The following is a 21,914-nucleotide window of genomic DNA, read 5'->3' as shown; positions in this document are numbered from 1 at the left end:
ATTCCGTCGCTTGGACGACACTCCCATCAGCGTACTGCTAGGCGTACTCATCATTCTGTTGATTCTCTCGGGGTTTTTCTCCATCTCCGAAACCAGCATGATGGCGCTTAACCGTTACCGGCTGAAACATCTTGCCCAGTCCGGCCACCGCGGCGCCAAGCTCACCACTCAACTGCTGGCCCGGACCGACAAGCTGCTCGGTGTGATCCTGCTGGGCAACAATCTCATCAACGCCGCATCGGCAACCCTGGTCACCATCATCACCGTCCGCCTGGTCGGCGAGGGAGAGCTCGCCCTGTCCATCAGCACCCTGGCAGTCACTTTCGCCATCCTGGTATTCAGCGAAATCACCCCCAAGGTCATGGGCGCCGCCTACCCGGAACGGATCGCCCTGCCTCTGAGTTTCATCCTGGCGCCCCTGCTGAAACTGTTTTATCCCGTCATCTGGTTTGTCAACCTGTTCGTCCAGGCGCTATTGTGGGCACTGCGCCTGAAGCCGGGATCGGCAACAGCCAGCAGCTTGAGCCTGGAAGAGTTGCGCACACTGGTGCTAGAGGCCGGGCACTACATCCCGCAAAAGCACCAGAGTATCCTGATCAACCTGTTCGAGCTGGAAAACATCACCGTGGATGACGTCATGACACCACGCAACCAGATCGAAGCCATCGATATCGACGCGCCCGCGGAAGAAATTCGCCGCCAGCTTTCCACCAGCCACCACACCCGCATCCCGGTTTACCAGGGACAACTGGACAATATTATCGGCCTGGTCCATGCACGCAAGGTGCTGCACCAGACCCAGAGCGGAGAACTTGACGCCGACGCGCTGCGCGACATTATGCGCGAGCCCTATTTCATCCCCGCCAGCACTGCGCTGTTTTCCCAATTACAGCATTTCCAGGAAAATCAGCGCCGCATCGGCATGGTAGTGGACGAATATGGCGAACTGCTTGGGCTGGTCAGCCTCGAAGACATACTGGAAGAAATCGTTGGCGAATTCACCACCCATGCCCCAGCGCAGGGCGGCACCTATCGCCGCCAGGAGGACGGAAGCTGGCTGGTGGACGGAAGCAGCCTGTTGCGCAATCTGAATCGCAAACTCGGCCTGCAATTTCCACTCGACGGACCCAAAACCCTGAATGGCCTGATCCTCGAACATCTGGAAGACATTCCCGAGGCCGGCATTAGCCTGAAAATTGCTGGCGTTCCCCTGGAAATCATGCAAACTCAGGACCGTTCGGTAAAAGGGGTCAGAATCTTCCCCCCTGCCGCCATGGCTGAGCAATAGCGCCTCCCGCCTTTACAAAAAAACATGCAGGGGGCATCATTTGAAAATCATTCTACATACTAGGCAGAAAACTTAAGATGGTCGCAGCGACGGTTCCAACTGGATTAAGCGGTCTGGCTCGCGCCCTGGTTCAAGAGGGCCTGCTGCTTGACGCCGATGCCGACGCAATCCAGACACAAGCCGCAGCAGCCAAAACCAGTTTTGTAAGCCAGCTGATTCAAAGCAACAAGTTAAACGCACTACAAGTAGCCGAATTTGCTTCGAAAAATTTTGGCTTCCCGTTGCTCGACCTGAGTATGGTTGATGCCGAGCATCTGCCCAAAGGCGTGCTTGACGCCTCTATTGTGCAAAGCCGGCGAATTATTGCCCTGTACCAGCGCGGCTCCCACCTCTTTATCGCCACATCCGACCCCACTAATCTTCAAACGCTCAATGATGTCCGCTTTCAAACCAACCACACTGTCGAACAGGTGGTGGTTGAAGACAACAAACTTGGCAAGCTGATCGAAAAAATAGTCGAATCCAGTGACACCTCGATGAAAAGCCTGGATGTCGAGGATATCGGCGATCTCGAATTCACCGATGACGAGACGCTGGCAAAACAGGACGAAAACGCCAGCGCGGAAATCGACGATGCTCCGGTAGTCAAATACCTCCAGAAAATTCTCATGGATGCAATCAATGGTGGCGCATCCGATATTCACTTCGAGCCCTATGAGAAGTTTTACCGCATTCGCTATCGCACTGACGGCATACTGTTCGAGGTGGCTCAACCCCCTCTCGCCATCAAGGACAAGATTTCTTCTCGCATCAAGGTGATTTCCAAACTGGATATCGCCGAAAAGCGCGTCCCTCAGGACGGGCGGATGAAGCTGGTACTATCCAAGAACCGCGCCATCGACTTCCGCGTCAGCAGCCTGCCCACGCTGTATGGCGAGAAGATCGTAATGCGTATTCTCGACCCTTCCAGCGCCACCCTGGGGATTGATGCGCTTGGCTATGACCCAGACCAGAAAGAAGCTCTGCTCAATGCAGTCGAACGGCCATATGGCATGGTACTGGTCACCGGTCCGACAGGTAGCGGCAAAACGGTTTCGCTGTATACCTGCCTCAACATCCTCAACAAACCGGGCGTCAACATCTCAACAGCAGAGGACCCGGCCGAAATCAACCTGCCTGGCGTCAACCAGGTGAACGTCAACGACAAGGCGGGGCTGACTTTTGCCGCCGCGCTCAAGTCCTTTCTGCGCCAGGACCCGGATGTCATCATGGTGGGCGAGATCCGCGACCTCGAAACGGCCGACATCGCCATCAAGGCGGCGCAAACCGGCCACATGGTACTATCCACCCTGCATACCAACGATGCACCCGCCACCCTGACGCGGCTGATGAACATGGGTGTTGCGCCTTTCAATATCGCCTCGTCGGTGATCATGATCACCGCCCAGCGTTTGGCACGCCGCTTGTGCAGCTGCAAAAAACCCATCGATATTCCCCGGGAAGCCTTGCTGCGCGCCGGCTTTGCCGAGGGTGATCTGGATGGCAGCTGGCAACCCTACGGTCATGTTGGCTGTGAAAGATGCAAGGGTTCCGGCTACAAGGGCCGGGTCGGCATTTATCAGGTCATGCCGATAACTGACGAGATGAGCCGGCTCATCATGAAGAACGGCACCGCCCACGACATTGCCGATCAGGCGCGCCGCGAGGGTGTACAGGATTTGCGCCAGGCCGGACTGCGCAAGGTCAAAGCTGGACTGACCTCGCTGGAAGAAATTGAAGCCGTGACCAACGAATGAGGATCAACCCATGGCAGTCGCAAAAAAAATAGCCGTAAAAGAATACAACTTCAGCTGGGAAGCCAAGGACAAGAAGGGCAAGACAGTCAAGGGCGACATGGTGGCGGCAAGCGAAACCATCGTCAACGCCATACTACGCCGCCAGGGCATGAGTGTCCTGCGGGTCAAAAAACAGCGCACGCGTGGCGGCAAGATTACCGACAAGGACATCACGCTTTTTACCCGCCAGCTTTCCACCATGATGAAAGCCGGTGTGCCACTATTGCAGTCATTTGACATCGTGGGCAAAGGTCACAGCAATCCTGCGGTGCAAAAACTGTTGCTCGACATCAAGTCCGACATTTCCACCGGCAGCAGCATGAGCCAGGCATTCAAGAAATATCCGCTGTATTTTGACGCGCTATACTGCAACCTGATCAATGCCGGCGAGCAGGCAGGTATTCTCGACACCATTCTTGATCGTCTTGCCACCTACAAGGAAAAAATCCAGGCCATCAAGGGCAAGATCAAGGCTGCCCTGTTTTATCCGATATCAATCATCGTGGTGGCATTTGTGATTACTGCGGTAATCATGATTTTCGTGGTGCCTGCATTCAAGGAACTTTTCACCAGCTTCGGCGCCGACTTGCCAGCTCCCACCTTGTTCGTGATGGCCGTATCCGACTTTTTCGTTGCCTATTGGTACCTGATTTTCGGTGGTATCGGCGGCGGATTCTGGTTCTTTTTTTACACCTGGAAACGCTCGCGCAAGATGCAGGAAGTGATGGACCGGCTGTTTCTCAAAGTCCCCGTATTCGGCCCGGTCATCGAAAAAGCCACCATCGCACGCTGGAGCCGCACTCTTGCCACCATGTTTGCAGCTGGCGTACCGCTGGTGGAGGCCATGGATTCTGTTGCTGGCGCGGCCGGGAACATCGTTTACTACAACGCCACCAAGAAAGTCCAGGGAGAGGTCAGCACTGGCACCAGTCTCACAGTGGCCATGCAAAACACCAACCTGTTCCCCAATATGGTGCTACAGATGGTATCCATCGGCGAGGAATCCGGCGCGCTTGATTCCATGCTCAGCAAGGTGGCCGATTTTTATGAAGCAGAAGTGGATGATGCGGTTGAGGCCCTTGCCAGTCTGATGGAGCCGATAATCATGGTCGTTCTCGGTACGCTGATTGGCGGCCTGGTCATCGCCATGTACCTGCCGATTTTCAAACTGGGCCAAGTGGTCTAAGTCAAAAACAGGTTTCGCGCCCTTCGGGGGGCGGAACCTGCCTACCCAATCCGGAACGCCCCCGATGGAACTGCTGCAACTTCTCCAAACCACTCCAGTGGCCTTTGTTGCTCTATGCGGGCTACTGGGCCTGATGGTGGGCAGTTTCCTGAATGTCGTCATCCATCGACTGCCCCGGATGATGGAACAGGAGTGGCGCGAGCAGTGTGCGTCGCTCGACGTCGACCCGGCACAAGTATCTCCAGCGCCAGGCAGCCCGCGCTACAACCTGGTCGTCCCGCGCTCCGCCTGCCCCGCCTGCGGGCATCAGATTCGTGCGCTGGAAAATATTCCCGTGTTGAGCTACCTGGCGCTCGGCGGCCGCTGCGCCCAGTGCAAAACCCGCATCAGCCCGCGCTATCCCGTTGTGGAAGTGCTAACAGGCGTACTTAGCGCCTTTGCCGCCTGGCATTTTGGTTTTGGCGCCGCAGCGCTGACTGCGCTGGTATTCGTCTGGGCACTGATTGCATTGACCTTTATCGATTTCGATACTCAACTGCTGCCCGACAGCATTACCCAGCCGCTGCTGTGGCTTGGGCTGCTGGTCAATATTGGCGGCACCTTTACCAGTCTCCCCTCTGCCGTGCTTGGTGCTGTGGCAGGTTATCTCATTCTGTGGTGCGTTTACTGGTTGTTCAAGCTCACCACCGGCAAGGAAGGCATGGGCTTCGGGGATTTCAAGCTGCTGGCCGCCATCGGCGCCTGGCTGGGCTGGCAGGTGCTGCCACTCACCATTCTGTTGTCCTCCCTGGTAGGGGCGGCGGTAGGCATCACGCTCATCCTGTTCGCCGGCCATGGCCGCCAGATCCCCATCCCTTTTGGGCCCTACCTCGCTGGAGGCGGCCTGATTGCATTGTTCTGGGGGCAGGCCATCACGCAGGCCTATCTCGGCGTTGCGCTCTAAGCTGGTCATCGGACTGACCGGCGGTATCGGCTGCGGCAAAAGCGCCGTGGCGGAGCTGTTTGCCGAACAGGGAATTTCCATTGTGGACACCGACCAAATCGCCCGGCAGCTCACGGCAGCGGGCGAGCCTGCTCTGGCTGCCATTGCATATGGGTTTGGCGCGGAATTTCTGCTGCCTGATGGCGAACTGGACCGGTCCCGCCTGCGCCATCTAATTTTTTCATCCCCCGAAGCGAAGGAAAAACTGGAAGCCATTCTCCACCCCCTGATCCGGGATGAAGTCAAACGTCGGCTCGCACTGACGCAATCACCTTACGCCATGGTTGCCGTACCGCTGTTACTGGAAACCGGAGCCTATCGGGATATCGCCCAACGGATACTGGTCGTGGACTGCGGCGAAGCACAACAGGTGGAACGGGTCGTGGCGCGCAATGGCCTGGATGAGGCTGAAGTTCACGCCATCATGGCTCATCAGCTCAGCCGTCAGGAACGGCTGCGCCAGGCTGACGATATCGTGGACAATCACGGCACCCGGCCCGCACTGAGTCCGCAGGTGAAGCGCCTGCATCTCCGTTATCTGGAGTTAGCCGCTTCTCAGGGCTGAGACGGCTTGCGCATTTCCTTTTCCTGCTCACGCAACTGGCGCAGGCGTGCCTCCGCCATTGAAAGCTGATAGAAATCCCCATCTCGGGTTTTAAGGGCGATCTGCAACTGTATGACCGCTTCAGTCAGATTCCCCTGCAAGACATACGCCTCTGCCAGCGCGCGGTGTTGCGGCACAATTTTACCCAAGGCAGCATAGGCCTGAGCCTGGAGCATATATAGGCGCGCATCGTTATCGCGGCTTTTCATGGCGCCATTCAGCAGAGCCAATGCCTCGGCAGCCGCACCAGTCTGCAGCATGGTTTCAGCACAGCCCTGGATCAGGGCAAGGTGGTTGGGGAAACGCTTCAAACCATTGCGACAGATATCGAGAGCCGCCCCGTGCTGCCTTGTTGCAAGCTTGACCTGCATCGCCAGCACCTCGAACATGGGATGATCTGCCAGCTTACGCGCCAGCGCCAGTTCCCGCTCTGCCCGGCTGTAGTCCTTGCTACGCAGCAGCGCGCTGGCCAGGCCATAACGCTGCGCCACTTCGCTACTGTATTTTTTTTCTGCCAGCGCGGCCTCAAATCCCTTGACCGCGTTCTGGGGAGAACCTTCTCCAGCCTCCAGTTTGGCACGCACCAGCCGGAAGGCCTGACTATCCGGCACCTGGCGGTAAGGCAGGGCCTCGACCCGGTTTTGCACATCGGCGATACGCTCGGTGGTGAGGGGATGGGTGCGCAAATATACCGGCGCATTATTTTCATACAGGCGGCCATACTTCTGCATGCGCCCAAAAAAATCAGCCATCGCTCGGGGGTCGAACCCGGATGCGCCCAGAACCTGAAGTCCAATGCGATCAGCCTCGCGCTCGTGTTCACGCGTGTAATCAAGCTGGCTCTGGATACCCGTCGCCTGCGCGGTCGCCACAGCAGCATTCGCCACCTGGGGATTGGAGCGTGCCGCCAGAATGGCGATGGCCAATGCGGCAAGAGAAGTCAGCGTATTCTTCTGCGTCCCCGCGATTACCCTTGCCAGATGCCTCTGGGTAACATGGGAAATTTCATGCGCCAGCACGCTGGCCAGCTCCGATTCGCTCTGTGCGGATAAAATCAGGCCGGTGTGGACACCGATGAACCCGCCGGGCAGCGCGAAAGCATTCAGGGTGCTGTCCCGAATAACAAAAAACTCAAAGCTACCGGCTGACTCCTGACTGTTGGCCACCAGCCTCGCGCCCAAGGCATTGAGATAATCCGTCACCTCGGCATCGCTCACCAGGTCGCGGCTGCCACGGATGTCCGTCATGATGGATTCACCGATACGGCGTTCCTGTCGCGAAGAAAATACGGCCTGGGAAGATTCACCCAGATCAGGCAATTCATTTGCCAGTGCGTGGGGCGGCAAACACATCAGAAACAGCAGTAAATAAATCAATTTCATGGTGCTATGATAGCTGCTCCAGCTAATAAGTTCACATACAACAAGGAGCTACGGTGAGCCAATTCACCCATTTCGATGCACAAGGCCAGGCCCACATGGTGGATGTAGGGGACAAAACCGAAACCCGGCGCATCGCTCGCGCCTCCGGCCGAATTCAGATGCAACCAGAAACACTACAACTCATCCTTGCCGGAAATGCAAAAAAAGGCGACGTCCTCGGCATCGCACGCATCGCCGCGATCCAGGGTTCAAAGCGCACGGCAGACCTGATCCCCCTCTGCCATCCGCTGGCACTCACCAGGGTAGCCGCGGAATTCAACATCGACCAAGGCAACCACACGATCGAATGCGTGGTGACGGCTGAAACGCTTGGCCGCACCGGAGTTGAAATGGAAGCACTGACCGCGGTAAGCGTCGGTCTGCTGACTATCTATGACATGTGCAAGGCCGTTGACCGCGGCATGCAGATAAGCGCCATCCAACTACTGGAAAAACAGGGCGGAAAATCTGGCCACTGGATCCGTACAGGAGCGTAAAACACATGGCACTGACCCGGCTTTACTCCTCTTCCACCGGTGACGCCCCCTGTGGGCACACTCCTCACCACTCACGGCCCTGACACCATGTTTGAATACATTTTTTTTGATGAGGAACTACGCCAGCGTTTTGTCACTTATGCACGCTCGCATGGCGTCGACTGCACTCTGCCCGCGGATGATATGGGGCTGTTGGCTGCCACGCCTGAAGACATAAACGAGATGGTTTCCGATGAACTGGATACCTATTATGATGCGCTGATGGAGGAACAGGCAGACCGGACAGATGCAGCCGATGGCAAGGCAACCCATCAGGCTGCCGGCGTTCGCGTCACGCTCTCCGATGGGAGCGCCTGCATGATAAAACTTGAACCCGCTCTGGCCAACCGGCTGCTCGCTGCCTTTACGCTCGAGGAAATACAGGAACTGGTCAATGCCATTGCCCGCAGCGTGGAAAACCCGTCTGACGGCCCTTTGTGTCAACGCTGAATCAAGTACCCGACAATTTAGATCAGGTCTATTTATTGACTAATCAAAAAAATCCGGTTGAGCATATACTGGTTTTCTTGATAAATTCTCACGACTTAGCAGGACTGTGCCATGCCCTTTCTGCCTACCCCGTGGCTCTGCCATGGAGGCATAATCAAACTCAACCCGCCTGGTTTCCCTGAAATGATGGAAGAGACTGCGCCCGGCAGCTGTAACCGGCAAGGGAATGAATTTGCTTTGGTACATTAGAAAACCCTGTTTTATTAATAGACGAAACTACCGTCTAAACACCGTAGCAGCTATGAGTCCAACCGCTCTGGACTCACTAAAACCTACTGATTAAAGGCCCTTAATGAACGCTCAAGTGCAGTTCGAGAACCACGACAAGCAGGAAGTCAAGAACACCACCTGTTACATGTGCGCCTGCCGTTGCGGTATCCGCGTCACACTGAAAAACGGCGAGATACGTTACATCCAGGGCAACCCCGACCATCCGCTCAACCAGGGCGTGATCTGCGCCAAGGGTTCATCCGGGATCATGAAGCAATATTCCCCCGCGCGCCTGACCCAGCCGCTGCGCCGCAAGCCGGGCAGCGAGCGTGGCGCGGGCGAGTTCGAGGCGATTTCCTGGGATGAGGCCTTTGCCATGCTGGAAGAGCGGCTGGCGCATATCCGCGCTACCGATCCGAAGCAATTCGCGCTCTTTACCGGGCGCGACCAGATGCAAGCCTTGACCGGCCTCTTCGCCAAGCAGTTCGGCACCCCAAACTATGCCGCCCACGGTGGCTTTTGCTCGGTCAACATGGCGGCCGGCATGATCTACACCATCGGCGGCTCGTTCTGGGAGTTCGGCGGCCCCGACCTCGACCGCGCCAAGCTGTTCGTGATGATCGGCACCGCCGAGGACCACCATTCCAACCCGATGAAAATCGCCTTGGCCAAATTCAAGCGCAACGGCGGCCGCTTCATCTCGATCAACCCGGTGCGCACAGGCTATTCGGCCATCGCCGACGAATGGGTGCCGATCAAGCCGGGCACCGACGGCGCGCTGCTGCTGGCGCTGAACCACGAAATCATTCGCCAGGGCTTGTACGACCGCGATTTTTTGGTGCAGTATTCGAACGCGGCGGAACTGGTGAATCTCGACGAGGCCAGCAGCGAATTCGGCATGTTCGTGCGCACCGAAGTGCCCGAGGAAGAGGGCTGCTTCGACCCGCAGAACAAGCTGTGGTGGGATCGCAATAGCAACAAGGCGGTGGTGACTCATGCTCCCGGTGCGGATCCCTTTTTGCTGGGCGAATTCAAGCTCAAGGATGGCACGCTGCTCAAGCCCGCGTTCCAGTTGCTGCAGGAACGGGTCGAGGACTACACCCCGGAATGGGCGGAAGGGATTACCGGCATCCCCGCTGCCACCATCCGCCGCCTGGCGCACGAAATGGGCGTCACCGCGCGCGACCAGCGCATCGAGTTGCCCATCGCCTGGACCGACACCTGGGGCAAGGAACACGAAACCGTCACCGGCAATCCCGTCGCCTTCCACGCCATGCGAGGCATGGCAGCGCATTCCAACGGCTTTCAGACCATCCGTTCGCTGGCCATCCTGATGTCGCTCTTGGGCACCATCGACCGCCCCGGCGGCTTCCGCCACAAAGTGCCGTTCCCGCGCCCCATCCCGCCCTGCGCCAAGACCCCCAAGGGACCGGAAGGCGTGCGCCCGAATACGCCGCTCGATGGCATGGCGCTGGGCTGGCCGGCCGAACCGGACGATCTGTTCGTGGACGAAAACGGCGCCCCGGTGCGCATCGACAAGGCATTTTCCTGGGAGCATCCGCTGGCGGTGCACGGCCTGATGCACAACGTCATCACCAATGCCTGGCGTGGCGACCCCTACACCATCGACACGCTGCTGATTTTCATGTCCAACATGGCGTGGAATTCGACCATGAACACCGTCTCGGTGCGCGACATGCTCAACGACAAGCGCGAGGACGGCGAGTACAAGATTCCCTTCCTGGTGGTGTGCGACGCCTTCCACTCGGAAACGACCGCCTTCGCCGACCTGGTGTTGCCGGACACCTCCTACCTGGAGCGCCATGACGTGATGTCCATCCTCGACCGGCCGATTTCCGAGTTTGACGGCCCGGTGGACGCGGTGCGTATCCCGATCGTGCCACCCAAGGGCGAATGCAAGCCGTTCCAGGAAGTGCTGATCGAGCTGGGCGCGCGCCTGAAGCTGCCGGCCTTTACCCAGAAAGATGGCTCCCGCAAGTATCGCGACTACCCGGACTTCATCGTCAACCACGAAACCGAGCCCGGCTCCGGCATCGGCTTCCTCGCCGGCTGGCGCGGCAAGGGTGGCGAAAAAAACATGCGTGGCGAGCCCAATCCGCGCCAGTGGGAAATGTACGCCCAGAACGGCGGCTTCTTCCACCACGAACTGCCGCGTTCCTACCAGTACATGCGCAACTGGAACCAGGGCTACCTGGAATGGGCGCAGCGTAACCGCATCACGCGCTACGCCGAGCCAATCTCGATCCATATCTATTCGGAAGTGCTGCAGAAATTCCGCCTTGCCGCCCAAGGCAGGACGGAGGGGCGTCAACCGCCGCAACACCTGAAAAAACGCATCGAAACCTATTTCGATCCGCTGCCGTTCTATTACGAAACGCTCGAATCCCAGCTCACCGATACCCACAAGTACCCGCTCAACGCCATCACCCAGCGGCCAATGGCGATGTACCACTCGTGGGACTCGCAGAACGCCTGGCTGCGCCAGATTCATGCCCACAATTACCTCTTCGTCAATCCGAAAACCGCTGCCGCGCAAGGCATCAATGACGGCGGCTGGATGTGGGCCGAATCCATGCACGGCAAGGTGCGCTGCATGTGCCGCTACTCCGAGGCGGTGGAACCGGGCACGGTATGGACCTGGAACGCCATCGGCAAAGCCGCCGGGGCATGGGGGCTGGATGCGGACGCCAACGAGTCGCAAAAAGGCTTCCTGCTCAACCACCTGATCAGCGAGGAGTTGCCGGCCCACGACGCCGGCGCCCATCTTTCCAACTCCGACCCGATTACCGGGCAGGCCGGCTGGTTCGACGTGCGGGTGCGCATTTACCCGGCGGGCGCGGAAGAGCCGCAACAAACCTCGCCGCAATTCGAGCCGCTCAAGCCGGCGCCGGGAATGGCGCAAAAAAGGCCGGACTGGTTTGCCTTCTTTGCCGGGAAAGGAGACTGGAAATGAGCCAGCTTGCCCTCGTTATCGACCTCAACGTGTGCGTTGGCTGTCATGCCTGCGTCACCAACTGCAAGGAATGGAACACCTCCGGCATGGCCGGGCCGCTGTCCGATTTCAACCCCTATGGCGCCGAACCCACCGGCACTTTCTTCAACCGGGTACAGACCTTTGAAATTGGAAGCTTCCCCAATACCGAAACGGTGCATTTCCCCAAATCCTGCCTGCACTGCGAGGATCCGCCGTGCGTGCCGGTGTGCCCCACCGGCGCTTCCTACAAGCGCAAGGAAGACGGCATCGTGCTGGTGGATTACGACAAGTGCATCGGCTGCAAGTATTGCTCCTGGGCATGTCCGTACGGCGTGCGCGAGATCGACGAGAAGCAGAAGGTGATGAAAAAATGCACCTTGTGCGTGGACCGCATCTACGACATGGGATTGCCGGAAAAGGAACGCAAGCCCGCCTGCGTGCTTGCCTGCCCGACCAGCGCGCGTCTCTTCGGCGACGTGCATGATCCGGAGTCAGCGGTGTCGGTGGCGATCCGCGAAAACAGCGGCTACCAGCTCATGCCGGAATGGGGAACCAAGCCGTCCAACCACTATCTGCCGCGGCGCAAGACGCAGCTGCGCATCCACGACGACGAACTGGTCCGCGCCGACAATCCGCTCAAGAAGGAACGTCTGCTGCCCAAGCCAGACAAGAGCGAGCCTTCGCTGGACGATGTGACTTCGTGGTAAAAAACCAAATTAACCACGGGGGGGCACGGGGAAAATTAATGAATGTATGTATTTCTGTCTGGCACATTTGGGCAAATGAATTGAAGCCTCAAGTTCTTGCCTTCCCCGTGTGCCCCGTGTGCCCCGTGGTTAAATAGTCGTTTTGGAATAATTGAAAAAATGGAGTTTTAGACCGTGCATCCTGCCTTTTCCGTAATTTTCCTCACCACCCTGATCGGTGTCGGCCAGGGATTATTCCTGGCCTTGTACACCGGCCAGGTTTACGCCCTTTTCAATGTACTTTCCGCGCAGGGAGACCATCAGTTTTACGCCGTGGGCAGCCTGCTCGCGCTGGCATTTCTGGTGGCGGGACTGGTCGCATCATTTTTCCACCTCGGCCATCCCGAACGCGCCTGGCGCGCCGCCGCCCAGTGGCGCACCTCCTGGCTGTCGCGCGAAGTGCTCGTTCTGCCGGCATTCATGGCCTGCGTGCTGGCTTACGGCGCGGCACATTATTTCGCCTGGAATATTCCACTGTTTACCCTGGGCGAGACCCTGCAAGTTGACCTCATCATGCTGTTCGGCGCCGCTGGCACGCTGCTGTGCTTCGCGCTGTTCGTCAGCACCGGCATGATCTACGCCTGCCTGCGCTTCCTGCAGGAATGGCATACCCCGCTCACGGTAAGCAACTTCATCCTGCTTGGCGGCGCCTCCGGCTTCGCCCTGGCCACCGGCTACGCCGCAATCGCCGCGCCCGAACTGACCGGCTTTTACGGCAAGTGGGCGCTCATCATCACGCTGCTCGCCCTGCTCTCGCGCCTGGCATCGCTGGTGAGAAACCACAAGCTCAAGCCGAAATCCACCCTGCAAAGCGCTATCGGCGTACGCCACACCAATATCGCGCAAAAATCGCAGGGCTTCATGGGTGGATCATTCAATACGCGCGAGTTTTTCCATGGCAAATCGCAAAGCCTGTTGCGCTCGGTTAAATGGCTGTTTATTGCCCTGACCTTCGCACTGCCGCTGGCATTTCTTGCCTGGGGCCTGTCGGTCAACTCTGCCGGAATGTTGTTGCTGGCATTTGCCGTTCAATACGCGGGGCTGATCGCCGAACGCTGGTTTTTCTTTGCGCAGGCAAATCATCCGCAGAATTTGTACTATCAAGCAATCTCTTGAATGGAATATATATCCCATAAATTGAATGGCTTGCATAATGGTCGAAATTTGGTATATTAGCGCTTTCTAAAGTTCAACCAGATTCAAGGCAAGGAGAAATCATGTTCGGCATCCCTGAAATCGACATTAGCGGCCTCGAAAAACTGAAGTCGGAAGGCAAGATCAAGCTGATCGATGTCCGCTCGGAAGGTGAAGTTGCACGCGGCTGCATCGAAGGCGCCGAACATATTCCCATGCACCTCATCCCGCTCAAGGCCAACGAGTTTTGCGCGGAAACACCGACCGTTTTTTATTGCCAGAGCGGCGCACGCTCGGGGCAAGTGACCGCCTTCATGTCGCAACAAGGTTTCAGCAACGTGATGAACCTGCAAGGCGGCATCCTGGCCTGGATGCGTTCCGGCCAGATGCTGTCCAGCCCGGTATAAATTTTCGGTTGCAATAATTTCACAAACTCTAAATAATCCCTTTTTTCGTTGGCAACAATTAACCTGCTTAGGAGATCTACATGAACGCTGATAAAGAACTGGACGCTCGCGGCCTGAACTGCCCCCTGCCGATTCTGCGCGCCAAGAAAGCACTGGCCGAAATCGGTTCCGGTCAAGTACTGAAAATCCTGTCCACCGATCCGGGTTCAGTCAAAGACTTCCAGGCATTTGCCAAGCAGACCGGCAACGAATTGATGTCTTCCACTGAAGCGGGCGGCGAATACACCTTCTTCATGAAGAAAAAATAAATCAGCACCTATTCCAAAATAATAAAAACAAGCGTCCGCCAAAACGCATAAAACCAACACGAGGGGCCTATCAAGAAATGGATGATCAAAAGAAACTAACGATTATCGCCACCAAGGGAACGCTGGACTGGGCCTATCCGCCCTTCATCCTGGCGTCCACTGCTGCGGCGCTCGGCTACGAAGCAACGATTTTCTTCACTTTCTACGGCCTGCAGTGCCTGCGCAAAGATCTGTCCTGCTTGAAGGTCAGCCCCTTGGGTAACCCTGGCATGCCCATGAAGATGCCGTTCGGGCCGAAATGGTTCATGGATATCAACTGGAACATCCCGAACATCATCCAGGCATCCATTCCCTGGTATGAAGACGTTGCCACTGCATTGATGAAAAAAACCATCGCCAACAATGGCGTGGCGACCATCGCAGAACTGCGTGAACTGTGCCAGGAAGCGGAAGTCAAGTTTCTGGCCTGCCAGATGACGGTAGAGCTGTTCGGTTTCAAGCATAGCGATTTCATCGACGGGATCGATTATGTCGGCGCGGCCACCTACTTTGAGTACGGCGGCGAAGCAGACATCAGCCTGTTCATCTAAAAGAACCGGCCACGCCAGAAAAACCGGCCTTGTGCCGGTTTTTTTTCGCCCTTACAATTAGCTCAGGCGTCAGGCTGTCCTGCCGCTTTACATGCCCCCGCTGACCATTTCATTCGCCCCCGCAGAACCGCACACTCCAGCCTGTTCAACTGAGGTTTATTGGTTTAAGCATTTTTACACTGGAACCATGATGAAAACATCTTCCTTCTTGCACCTTACGGCATTCTGCCTGTGCACGACACTGGCTCTGCCAGGGTGCGCCAAGAAGCCCGAGGAGCAAAAAAAGGGGCCGCCTGCGGCTGTCATCACTGTCACCCAGGCGCAGATCCGCACCATGCAGATCCTGGAACAGTCGGTCGGCGAAGCAGACAGTTCGAGCGCACCAAAGGTTGGGGCCGAAGTGGCTGGCCGCATCATCAAGGTGAACGTGGACATCGGTGATCAGGTAAAGAAAAACCAGGTACTGGCCGAGATTGACCCCACCGATTATTCCGCCGATGCCAAGCGGCTCGAAGCCCAGGCCGTCAGCCAGGGCAAGCTGACCGAACGCTATCGTGAACTGGCAAAAAAAGGCTTCATCTCCCCTTCTGCTCTCGAAAGCCACGCTGCACAGGATGTTGCGGCACGCGAGCTCTACACCCGCGGCGCGAAGAACTTGTCACGTACCCGCATCGTCTCGCCGGTGGACGGCAAGGTCGATAGCCGCTTTGTCTCGGCCGGAGACTGGATCGATCTGGGCAAACCGGCATTCCAGCTTTCCAGCAGCGAAAATCTGCGCATCCGCCTGCCCTTCCCGGAAGGTGCCGCGCCGCGCATCAAGGTGGGTCAGACAGTTACACTCTCCACACCCACCGCACCCGGCGCCGGCGTAAGCGGAAAAATCGAACAAATTCTGCAGACGGTAGTGAGCAGCAACCGGGCCTTCGATGCCGTGGTGGAAGTAAGGAACCCTGGCGGCTGGAAACCCGGCGCCTCGGTCAACGGCGCTGTCATCGTCGAGGAACATGAACAGGCCATCGTGGTGCCGGAGATTAGCGTGGTGCTGCGCCCGGCCGGCAAGGTGGTCTACGTGATCGCCAATGGCAAGGCTGTTCAGCACATTGTCACCACGGGGGTCACTCAGAACGGTCAGGTGGAAATCCTGCAAGGGCTCGGGGAGGGCGAAACGGTAGCCATGGACGGCGCAGGCTTCCTCACTGACCAGGCAGCGGTCAGCGTGAAAGAAACGAACGCCCCAAAAGGCGCACGAAAATGACCCTGCCCGAACTTTCCATCAAGCGCCATGTGCTGGCGTTCATGCTGTCGGCCGTGCTGGTGCTGTTCGGCTACATCAGCTACCAGCGCATCGGCATGGATCGCTTTCCCCTGATCGAGTTTCCCATTGTCTCGATCTCCACCACGCTGAAAGGCGCCAACCCCGACATCGTTGACGCCAGCGTCACCAACGTGATCGAAACGTCGATCAACAGCGTGCCCGGCATCGAACACATCCAGTCTTCCTCCTCTCCCGGCGTGTCGGTGATCAACATCACCTTCAGCCTGGACAAGAAAGTCGATGTCGCCTTCAACGAGGTGCAGGCCAAGGTCAACCAGATCCTGCGCCGCCTGCCCAAGGATGCCGACCCACCCGTCGTCGCCAAGGTCGAGACCAACGCCATGCCGATCATGTGGCTGGCGCTGCGCGGCGACCGCACCCAGCAGCAGCTCAACCAGTACGCCATCAACACCATCAAGAAGCGTCTGGAAACCATCAACGGCGTGGGCGAGGTGCGGCTGGGCGGGCGGCGCGACCGCACCATCCGGGTCAACCTGCTGCCGGCCAGAATGTCCGCATTCAAGGTCACCGCCCAGGATATCAACGTCGCCTTTGCCAACGAGCACGTCCAGCTCGCCGGTGGTTTTCTGGTCAGCGAGAAAACCGAAAACCTGATCAAACTCGACCTGGAATTCCATCGCCTCGACGATCTGGCAAAAATGATCGTCGCCTACCGCGACGGTGCGCCGGTGCGCCTTAAAGATATCGCCGAAATCGAGGATGGTCTGGCTGATTACCGGCAGCTCGCGCGTTTCATGGGCAAGACCACCATCGGCCTGGGTATCGTCAAGGTCACCAATACCAACACCGTGGCGATTGTCGAGGCGATCAAAAAACGCCTGGAAAGCGAGATCATCCCGCAACTGCCGCCCGGCATGACCCTGGAAGTCGTCTCCAACGATGCAATCTTCATCCAGGAAATCGTCAATTCCCTCAAGGAACATCTGATCGAAGGCACCCTGCTGGCCTCGCTGATCGTCTGGCTGTTCCTGCGCAGCATGCGCTCCACCCTGATCATCGCCACTGCCATCCCGGTGTCGCTGATGGGCGCGGTGGCGGTGATCTATTTTTTCGGCTACACCCTCAATTCGCTCACCATGCTCGCCCTGCTGCTGTTGATCGGCGTGGTAGTGGACGACGCCATCGTGGTTTTAGAGAATATCTTCCGCCACCGCGAGGAAATCGACGCCGACCCGGTCACCGCCGCCATCAACGGTAGCCACGAAGTGATGTTCGCGGTGATCGCCGCCACGCTGTCCCTGGTATCGATTTTCGCGCCGGTGATTTTCCTTGGCGGCATCATCGGCCAGTTTTTCAAATCCTTCGCGGTGGTGGTGACCTTCGGCGTGCTGGTCTCCCTGCTTGTGTCGCTCACGCTGACGCCGATGCTGTGCTCGCGCTACCTCAAGGCGGAAAAACAGCACGGGCGCCTGTATTACACCCTCGACCGTTTCTTTCACGGCATGGACAAGCTCTACCGCTATCTGCTCGACAAGGCGTTGCAACACCGCTGGAAGGTGGTGGCATTGACCCTGGCGACCGTGATGGCGAGCAGCTACTTTTTCATCAACGTAGGCAAGACTTTCGTGCCCGAGGAGGACGAAGGCCGCTTCATGGTGAATCTGAGAACCCCGCTCGGCTCCAGCATCGAATACACCGACAGCCGTTTACGCCTGGTCGAGGAGCTGTTGATTCGCCACAAGGAAATCGTCACCGAATTTGCCCTGATCGGTCTCGGCAATGCAGGGCAGGTCAATCAGGCAATGGTGGTGGTGCGCATGGCGCCGCGCGGCGAACGTAAAATCAGGCAGCAGGACGTCATCCCCGTGATCCGCAAGGAGCTGGCGCAAATCCCCGGCGCACGCGCTTTCGCCGCGCCCTACCCGATGGTCGGCGGCCAGCGCGGAGAGCCCCTGCAGTTCGTGATCAACGGTCCCAATCTTGCCGAAGTGGGGCGTCTAGCCAAGGCCATGCAGCAAACTCTTTCGGCCGATCCCGGCCTGGGGCGCATGGACCTCGATTTGCAGCTCGATCTGCCGCAACTCGTTCTCGATCCTGACCGCACCCGTATTGCTTCCGCCGGGCTGACGACCCAGGACGTGGCGCTGGCGCTCAACATGCTCTCCGGCGGCGTGGATATCGCCAAATTCAACGACGAGCCGGGCGACGGCCAGCGCTACGATATCCGGGTCAAGGCCAGGGACGGCGAATTCAGGCAGCCTTCCGATCTGAACAAGGTTTACCTGCGTTCGCGCGATGGGTCGCTGGTACGCCTGGACACCGTGGCGAGCTTGAAGCAGACGCTTGGACCGGCAGTGATCGGGCGCTTCGACCTGCAATATGCGGCTACCTTCTACGGCACGCCCACCATCCCGCTCGGCGATGCGGTAACCAGGGTGAAGGCCGCCGCCGCGGAAACCATGCCGATAGGCTATAGCGTGAAAATGATCGGCCAGGCGGAAGAATTCGCCAAGACCGTGCAGTACATGATCTTCGCTTTCTCTTTGGCAATGGTCCTGCTCTACATGGTGCTGGCGAGCCAGTTCAACTCCTTCATCCAGCCCTTCATCATCATGGTGGCACAGCCGCTGGCGATCATCGGCGGGGTGATGGCCTTGTGGCTGTTCAACCACACCCTCAACATCTACTCGATGATCGGACTGGTGCTGCTGATCGGTCTGGTGGCGAAAAACTCGATCCTGCTGGTGGATCTCACCAACCAGCGGCGCAAGGAAGGGAAAGGCATAGACGAGGCGCTCTCCAACGCCTGCCCGATCCGGATGAGACCGGTGCTGATGACCTCGCTGACGGTGATCCTGGCGCTGCTACCGGCGGCACTAGGCCTGGGAGCAGGCTCGGAAACCAATGGCCCGCTGGCCGTAGCGGTGATCGGCGGCATGATCACCTCCACGCTGCTCACCCTGGTAGTGGTTCCGGCGGTCTATTCCCTGGTTGAAGGCGGGCTGGAGCGCTGGCGTACACGGCATCCGCAAGCGGAGAATTGACTAGAAAAAACCATTAACCACGGAGATCACAGAGGGCACGGAGTAAAAACAATGGACACACCTTAATCCGTTATTCCCGAAGACATCAAAAACCCGATATCGGTTTCTCCGTGTCCTCTGTGATCTCCGTGGTTAAAATGCCTCTATCAACTCAAGCCGAACCGGTCAACTCAAAGCACACCCGGCCATCCTGATTGCTGGTCATGGCAAGCCGGCACCCTGCCTGGCGCGCCAGCCGCTCCGCCTGATACAGGCCGACGCCCAGTCCATTGTCGGAGTGAACAGGGGTGGTGAGAACACGATTCGCCAGTTCATTGCCCAGGGCAGAGCCATCGTCGCACACGGTCAGAGACCCGCCTCCCTCACATGAAAATCCGACCCGGATTGCCAGGTCGCGTTCCACCTTGCGTTTTTCAAGCGCATTCTGCAACAGATTGTCCGCCACGCTATCAAACAGCTCCCCTGGCAGGCGCACATGCGCCGCCATGCTCATGCCATAGGCGGCAAATTCGAGCCTTTCCCCGGCATAGCGCTGCTGCAAAGCCTCCCACCAGGCTTGCGCGGAAACACGTTCGATAGCCTCAGCCGCATTCACACTGGGCGACTTGAGCTTGTCCAGCGTCAGTTGCAGGCGTTGCACGATCTGCGGCAACTGACGCTGCATCAAAGCCTGCAAGGCCTGCGCCTGCCCGGCATCACTGTCTACCACCGCCGCACTCAGGGTTTTGAGTGATTGCAGCAGGTTTTTCACATCATGGGTCAGGCGCGCCCCGGTTTCATAAATTGCCTGGGTGTAGGCGTTGTACTTCTGCTCCTGTTCACGTTGCTTGGCCTCGTAAAAATGCCCGAGTACCTGTGTCAACAACTTGATATGGAGCACCAGGGCTGGACTCAAAGCCCAGCGTGTATAAATCACCAGATGCACCTGATGGAAAGTGAAGTCCACGGAGTGCTTGGAAACCTCGCCAAACTTGCCCCCGCCACCCGGTGCCTGCCAGCGCCCGCCCGCCACCCAGGGCAAAGCGGCAATATCTTCCAGTGCCAGCCGCAGAAAGCTTGCCGCATCGTTCTCCTGCTCCGCCAGGACCGCAAGATTGCGCAGCCAGCGTTCGAAAGGCAGCCCCACGCCCAGGAGGTAACGCGACATCAACTGGCCAACGCCGGAAAAACTGCCATGCGGATTCCACAGCCAGCCCAGGGCAAACAGGACGCCAGCGATCCCCATCAGGGCCTGCGCCAGGGCCAGGGGATAATTGCTCTGGCTGATCATCTTGACTGCAAAGCTGCCCAGCACCAGCACCACGACCAGCAGGAACAGCATCAGGCTATAGAAAAAATCAACCGCATAAAAAGGCCGGGCTTTCTGCCGCGCCCCTGATATTGCGATCAGAAGCGGCACCACAACAAGCCCATAACGCGTCATCAGGATCAGGGCCATGTTGCCCCGGACCTCGCCAAACAGGTGCGGCACCACCCATAACAGCAGGATGGACAACAGATACAGCAAGGCAAACAGGTGGCCAAAGCGCTGACGGCGCTCTGTCATGCCCGCCACATCGCCACCGGCCAGGCCGACCAGGATGCCCAGCCACAGCGTGGCTGCCCACCAGCTGTGCCAGAACACGATCAGCGCGCCCCCTCCCAGCAGGACCAGCACCACATGGCCCAGGGAAAGCCGGTTTTCGCTGCGCCATACCGGCTGCCACAGCAGAAACAGGCCAAGATGCACCAGCAGGGCAGCGCTCGACCACCACGCATCCACTCCCCAGGCAAGCGCAAAATGCAGGGACAGCAACATGCCCGCCAGCAGCCAGTGCGGACGCTCACTGCCCACGCGCCGTGCCATAATGGAAACAATACCGTTCATGGGCGCCCCTAAAATTTGAATAACGCACCGGATTGGATGCATCAGAACAAGCTGGCGCCAATTCTAACACCCGGCCTGCCCGGCACAAGAATGACGGCAATCAGCGAACTGACGATCCATCAACACAGGCGTTGAACATTCAACACATCACTTCATTTTTCCTGCCAGAATCGCCCCGCCAGCCGCCATTCTTGCTGGCACGGAAAATGCCTAATCAACAGCACAAGGTAACCAGTCAAGTCAGGAACATAAAAATGAAAACTCAACAAAGCGGTTTCACATTGATCGAGATCGCCATCGTGCTGGTCATTATCGGCCTGCTGCTGGGCGGCGTGCTCAAAGGCCAGGAACTGATCACCAGCGCACGGGTTAGAAACATGATTTCCCAGCAGGATGGCATCAAGGCAGCCTATTTTGGCTTCCTGGATCGCTACCGCGCGCTACCGGGGGATTACTCGGCTGCCATTGGCAACATCAAGGATGTCACCAAAGCAGGAGATGGTGACGGCCAAATTGAACTCACCAATGGCACAAATGCGGAATACATCCTGGTCTGGGAACACCTCAGCAAAGCTGGCTTCATCAACGGAAGCTATATTTATTCTGCAACCGTAGCTGACAGCAACACTCCGAAAAACCCTTACTCCGGCTATCTACAACTGCGTTATGACGCTAACTATGGCGACCCCACCGCCACAAATCCAGCACGCCATAACTTGAAGACCGGCAACCAGGTGCCAGTGAGCATTCTGGCCGAGGTGGACCGTAAAATCGATGACGGACTACCCTATTCCGGCGCATTCCAGTTCTCGGACTATGTCGTATCAGGAGGAACAGCTCCAACGGTCACTGGTACTGCTAAGTGTATTGTTGCCGCCAGCGGCACAACCCCGGCGCAATGGGATATTTCCACAGAATCCACTAACTGCGGTGGCGCAAGCATCTTCTAAAAATATCAATTTTTTTCCTACTTCA

General features: G+C 57.8%; 18 protein-coding genes. 16 read left to right on the top strand and 2 right to left on the bottom strand.

The genetic code is table 11. From position 1 onward, the window contains the following. Positions 1 to 10: 10 nt before the first annotated feature. The 5 genes from WC392_06120 (at position 11) to coaE (ending at position 5,856) form a co-directional block, all read left to right on the top strand. Positions 11 to 1,288, top strand: a complete 1,278-nt coding sequence (locus WC392_06120) for an HlyC/CorC family transporter (protein MFA5241941.1) — start codon at positions 11 to 13, stop codon at positions 1,286 to 1,288. A 77-nt stretch (positions 1,289 to 1,365) separates the two neighbouring features. Next, positions 1,366 to 3,084 carry a type IV-A pilus assembly ATPase PilB gene (gene pilB / locus WC392_06115; GenBank protein MFA5241940.1) on the top strand — a complete coding sequence of 573 codons (1,719 nt, stop codon included), beginning with the start codon at positions 1,366 to 1,368 and terminating at the stop codon, positions 3,082 to 3,084. Positions 3,085 to 3,094: 10 nt separating this feature from the next. Continuing rightward, positions 3,095 to 4,309: a type II secretion system F family protein gene (locus WC392_06110; GenBank protein ID MFA5241939.1), complete on the top strand. Its 1,215-nt coding sequence runs from the start codon at positions 3,095 to 3,097 to the stop codon at positions 4,307 to 4,309. 64 nt (positions 4,310 to 4,373) lie between these two features. Then, positions 4,374 to 5,252 carry an A24 family peptidase gene (locus tag WC392_06105; protein ID MFA5241938.1) on the top strand — a complete coding sequence of 293 codons (879 nt, stop codon included), beginning with the start codon at positions 4,374 to 4,376 and terminating at the stop codon, positions 5,250 to 5,252. Next, positions 5,242 to 5,856 (top strand): dephospho-CoA kinase, encoded by a 615-nt coding sequence (gene coaE / locus WC392_06100; protein MFA5241937.1) that lies wholly within the window; start codon positions 5,242 to 5,244, stop codon positions 5,854 to 5,856. Before WC392_06105 ends, coaE begins: the two co-directional genes overlap by 11 nt. On the opposite strand, the gene WC392_06095 is transcribed toward coaE, so the two are convergent. Further along, a complete protein-coding gene (locus tag WC392_06095; GenBank protein MFA5241936.1) occupies positions 5,847 to 7,277 on the bottom strand; it encodes a M48 family metalloprotease in 1,431 nt (476 codons plus the stop codon). The genes coaE and WC392_06095 overlap by 10 nt on opposite strands. A 53-nt stretch (positions 7,278 to 7,330) precedes the next feature. Between WC392_06095 and moaC the strand changes: the two genes are divergently transcribed. From moaC to WC392_06045, 10 genes are all read left to right on the top strand, one after another. Further along, a complete protein-coding gene (gene moaC / locus WC392_06090; protein MFA5241935.1) occupies positions 7,331 to 7,813 on the top strand; it encodes a cyclic pyranopterin monophosphate synthase MoaC in 483 nt (160 codons plus the stop codon). A gap of 87 nt (positions 7,814 to 7,900) precedes the next feature. Beyond that, positions 7,901 to 8,302, top strand: coding sequence for a hypothetical protein (locus WC392_06085; GenBank protein ID MFA5241934.1), 402 nt, complete (start codon positions 7,901 to 7,903; stop codon positions 8,300 to 8,302). A gap of 352 nt (positions 8,303 to 8,654) precedes the next feature. Then, a complete protein-coding gene (locus tag WC392_06080; GenBank protein ID MFA5241933.1) occupies positions 8,655 to 11,546 on the top strand; it encodes a molybdopterin oxidoreductase family protein in 2,892 nt (963 codons plus the stop codon). Continuing rightward, a complete protein-coding gene (locus tag WC392_06075) occupies positions 11,543 to 12,274 on the top strand; it encodes a 4Fe-4S dicluster domain-containing protein (GenBank protein ID MFA5241932.1) in 732 nt (243 codons plus the stop codon). Before WC392_06080 ends, WC392_06075 begins: the two co-directional genes overlap by 4 nt. A 174-nt stretch (positions 12,275 to 12,448) precedes the next feature. Next, positions 12,449 to 13,429 (top strand): DmsC/YnfH family molybdoenzyme membrane anchor subunit, encoded by a 981-nt coding sequence (locus tag WC392_06070; GenBank protein ID MFA5241931.1) that lies wholly within the window; start codon positions 12,449 to 12,451, stop codon positions 13,427 to 13,429. A 101-nt stretch (positions 13,430 to 13,530) separates the two neighbouring features. Beyond that, positions 13,531 to 13,854 carry a rhodanese-like domain-containing protein gene (locus tag WC392_06065; GenBank protein ID MFA5241930.1) on the top strand — a complete coding sequence of 108 codons (324 nt, stop codon included), beginning with the start codon at positions 13,531 to 13,533 and terminating at the stop codon, positions 13,852 to 13,854. Positions 13,855 to 13,934: 80 nt separating this feature from the next. Continuing rightward, complete coding sequence (locus tag WC392_06060) at positions 13,935 to 14,162, top strand: sulfurtransferase TusA family protein (GenBank protein ID MFA5241929.1); 228 nt, start codon at positions 13,935 to 13,937, stop codon at positions 14,160 to 14,162. Positions 14,163 to 14,239: 77 nt separating this feature from the next. Further along, a complete protein-coding gene (locus tag WC392_06055) occupies positions 14,240 to 14,752 on the top strand; it encodes a DsrE/DsrF/DrsH-like family protein (GenBank protein MFA5241928.1) in 513 nt (170 codons plus the stop codon). 187 nt (positions 14,753 to 14,939) lie between these two features. Next, positions 14,940 to 16,007 carry an efflux RND transporter periplasmic adaptor subunit gene (locus tag WC392_06050; GenBank protein MFA5241927.1) on the top strand — a complete coding sequence of 356 codons (1,068 nt, stop codon included), beginning with the start codon at positions 14,940 to 14,942 and terminating at the stop codon, positions 16,005 to 16,007. Continuing rightward, the gene (locus WC392_06045) at positions 16,004 to 19,072 is read left to right on the top strand and encodes an efflux RND transporter permease subunit (GenBank protein ID MFA5241926.1); all 3,069 of its coding nucleotides are present in this window, start codon (positions 16,004 to 16,006) and stop codon (positions 19,070 to 19,072) included. The genes WC392_06050 and WC392_06045 overlap by 4 nt, the downstream gene beginning before the upstream one ends. A gap of 151 nt (positions 19,073 to 19,223) precedes the next feature. Here the strand turns inward: WC392_06045 and WC392_06040 are convergent, their stop codons facing one another. Continuing rightward, a complete protein-coding gene (locus WC392_06040; protein MFA5241925.1) occupies positions 19,224 to 20,939 on the bottom strand; it encodes a sensor histidine kinase in 1,716 nt (571 codons plus the stop codon). A 32-nt stretch (positions 20,940 to 20,971) separates the two neighbouring features. On the opposite strand from WC392_06040, the gene WC392_06035 reads away from it, so the two are divergent. Then, positions 20,972 to 21,889, top strand: coding sequence for a prepilin-type N-terminal cleavage/methylation domain-containing protein (locus WC392_06035; GenBank protein MFA5241924.1), 918 nt, complete (start codon positions 20,972 to 20,974; stop codon positions 21,887 to 21,889). The last annotated feature ends 25 nt before the right edge of the window (positions 21,890 to 21,914 follow it).

Source organism: Sulfuricella sp. (assembly GCA_041651995.1).
Taxonomy (GTDB): Bacteria; Pseudomonadota; Gammaproteobacteria; order Burkholderiales; family Sulfuricellaceae; genus Sulfurimicrobium.
Note: the sequence above shows the minus strand (reverse complement) of the source record. Positions and strands in the feature narration are given on the sequence as shown.

Coding starts and splice junctions, on each gene's coding strand:
- WC392_06040 (MFA5241925.1), bottom strand. CDS start 20,939: ATGAACGGTATTGTTTCCATTATGGCACGGCGCGTGGGCAGTGAGCGT.
- WC392_06080 (MFA5241933.1), top strand. CDS start 8,655: ATGAACGCTCAAGTGCAGTTCGAGAACCACGACAAGCAGGAAGTCAAG.
- WC392_06075 (MFA5241932.1), top strand. CDS start 11,543: ATGAGCCAGCTTGCCCTCGTTATCGACCTCAACGTGTGCGTTGGCTGT.
- WC392_06085 (MFA5241934.1), top strand. CDS start 7,901: ATGTTTGAATACATTTTTTTTGATGAGGAACTACGCCAGCGTTTTGTC.
- WC392_06060 (MFA5241929.1), top strand. CDS start 13,935: ATGAACGCTGATAAAGAACTGGACGCTCGCGGCCTGAACTGCCCCCTG.
- WC392_06105 (MFA5241938.1), top strand. CDS start 4,374: ATGGAACTGCTGCAACTTCTCCAAACCACTCCAGTGGCCTTTGTTGCT.
- WC392_06045 (MFA5241926.1), top strand. CDS start 16,004: ATGACCCTGCCCGAACTTTCCATCAAGCGCCATGTGCTGGCGTTCATG.
- WC392_06065 (MFA5241930.1), top strand. CDS start 13,531: ATGTTCGGCATCCCTGAAATCGACATTAGCGGCCTCGAAAAACTGAAG.
- pilB (MFA5241940.1), top strand. CDS start 1,366: ATGGTCGCAGCGACGGTTCCAACTGGATTAAGCGGTCTGGCTCGCGCC.
- WC392_06110 (MFA5241939.1), top strand. CDS start 3,095: ATGGCAGTCGCAAAAAAAATAGCCGTAAAAGAATACAACTTCAGCTGG.
- WC392_06095 (MFA5241936.1), bottom strand. CDS start 7,277: ATGAAATTGATTTATTTACTGCTGTTTCTGATGTGTTTGCCGCCCCAC.
- WC392_06050 (MFA5241927.1), top strand. CDS start 14,940: ATGATGAAAACATCTTCCTTCTTGCACCTTACGGCATTCTGCCTGTGC.
- WC392_06055 (MFA5241928.1), top strand. CDS start 14,240: ATGGATGATCAAAAGAAACTAACGATTATCGCCACCAAGGGAACGCTG.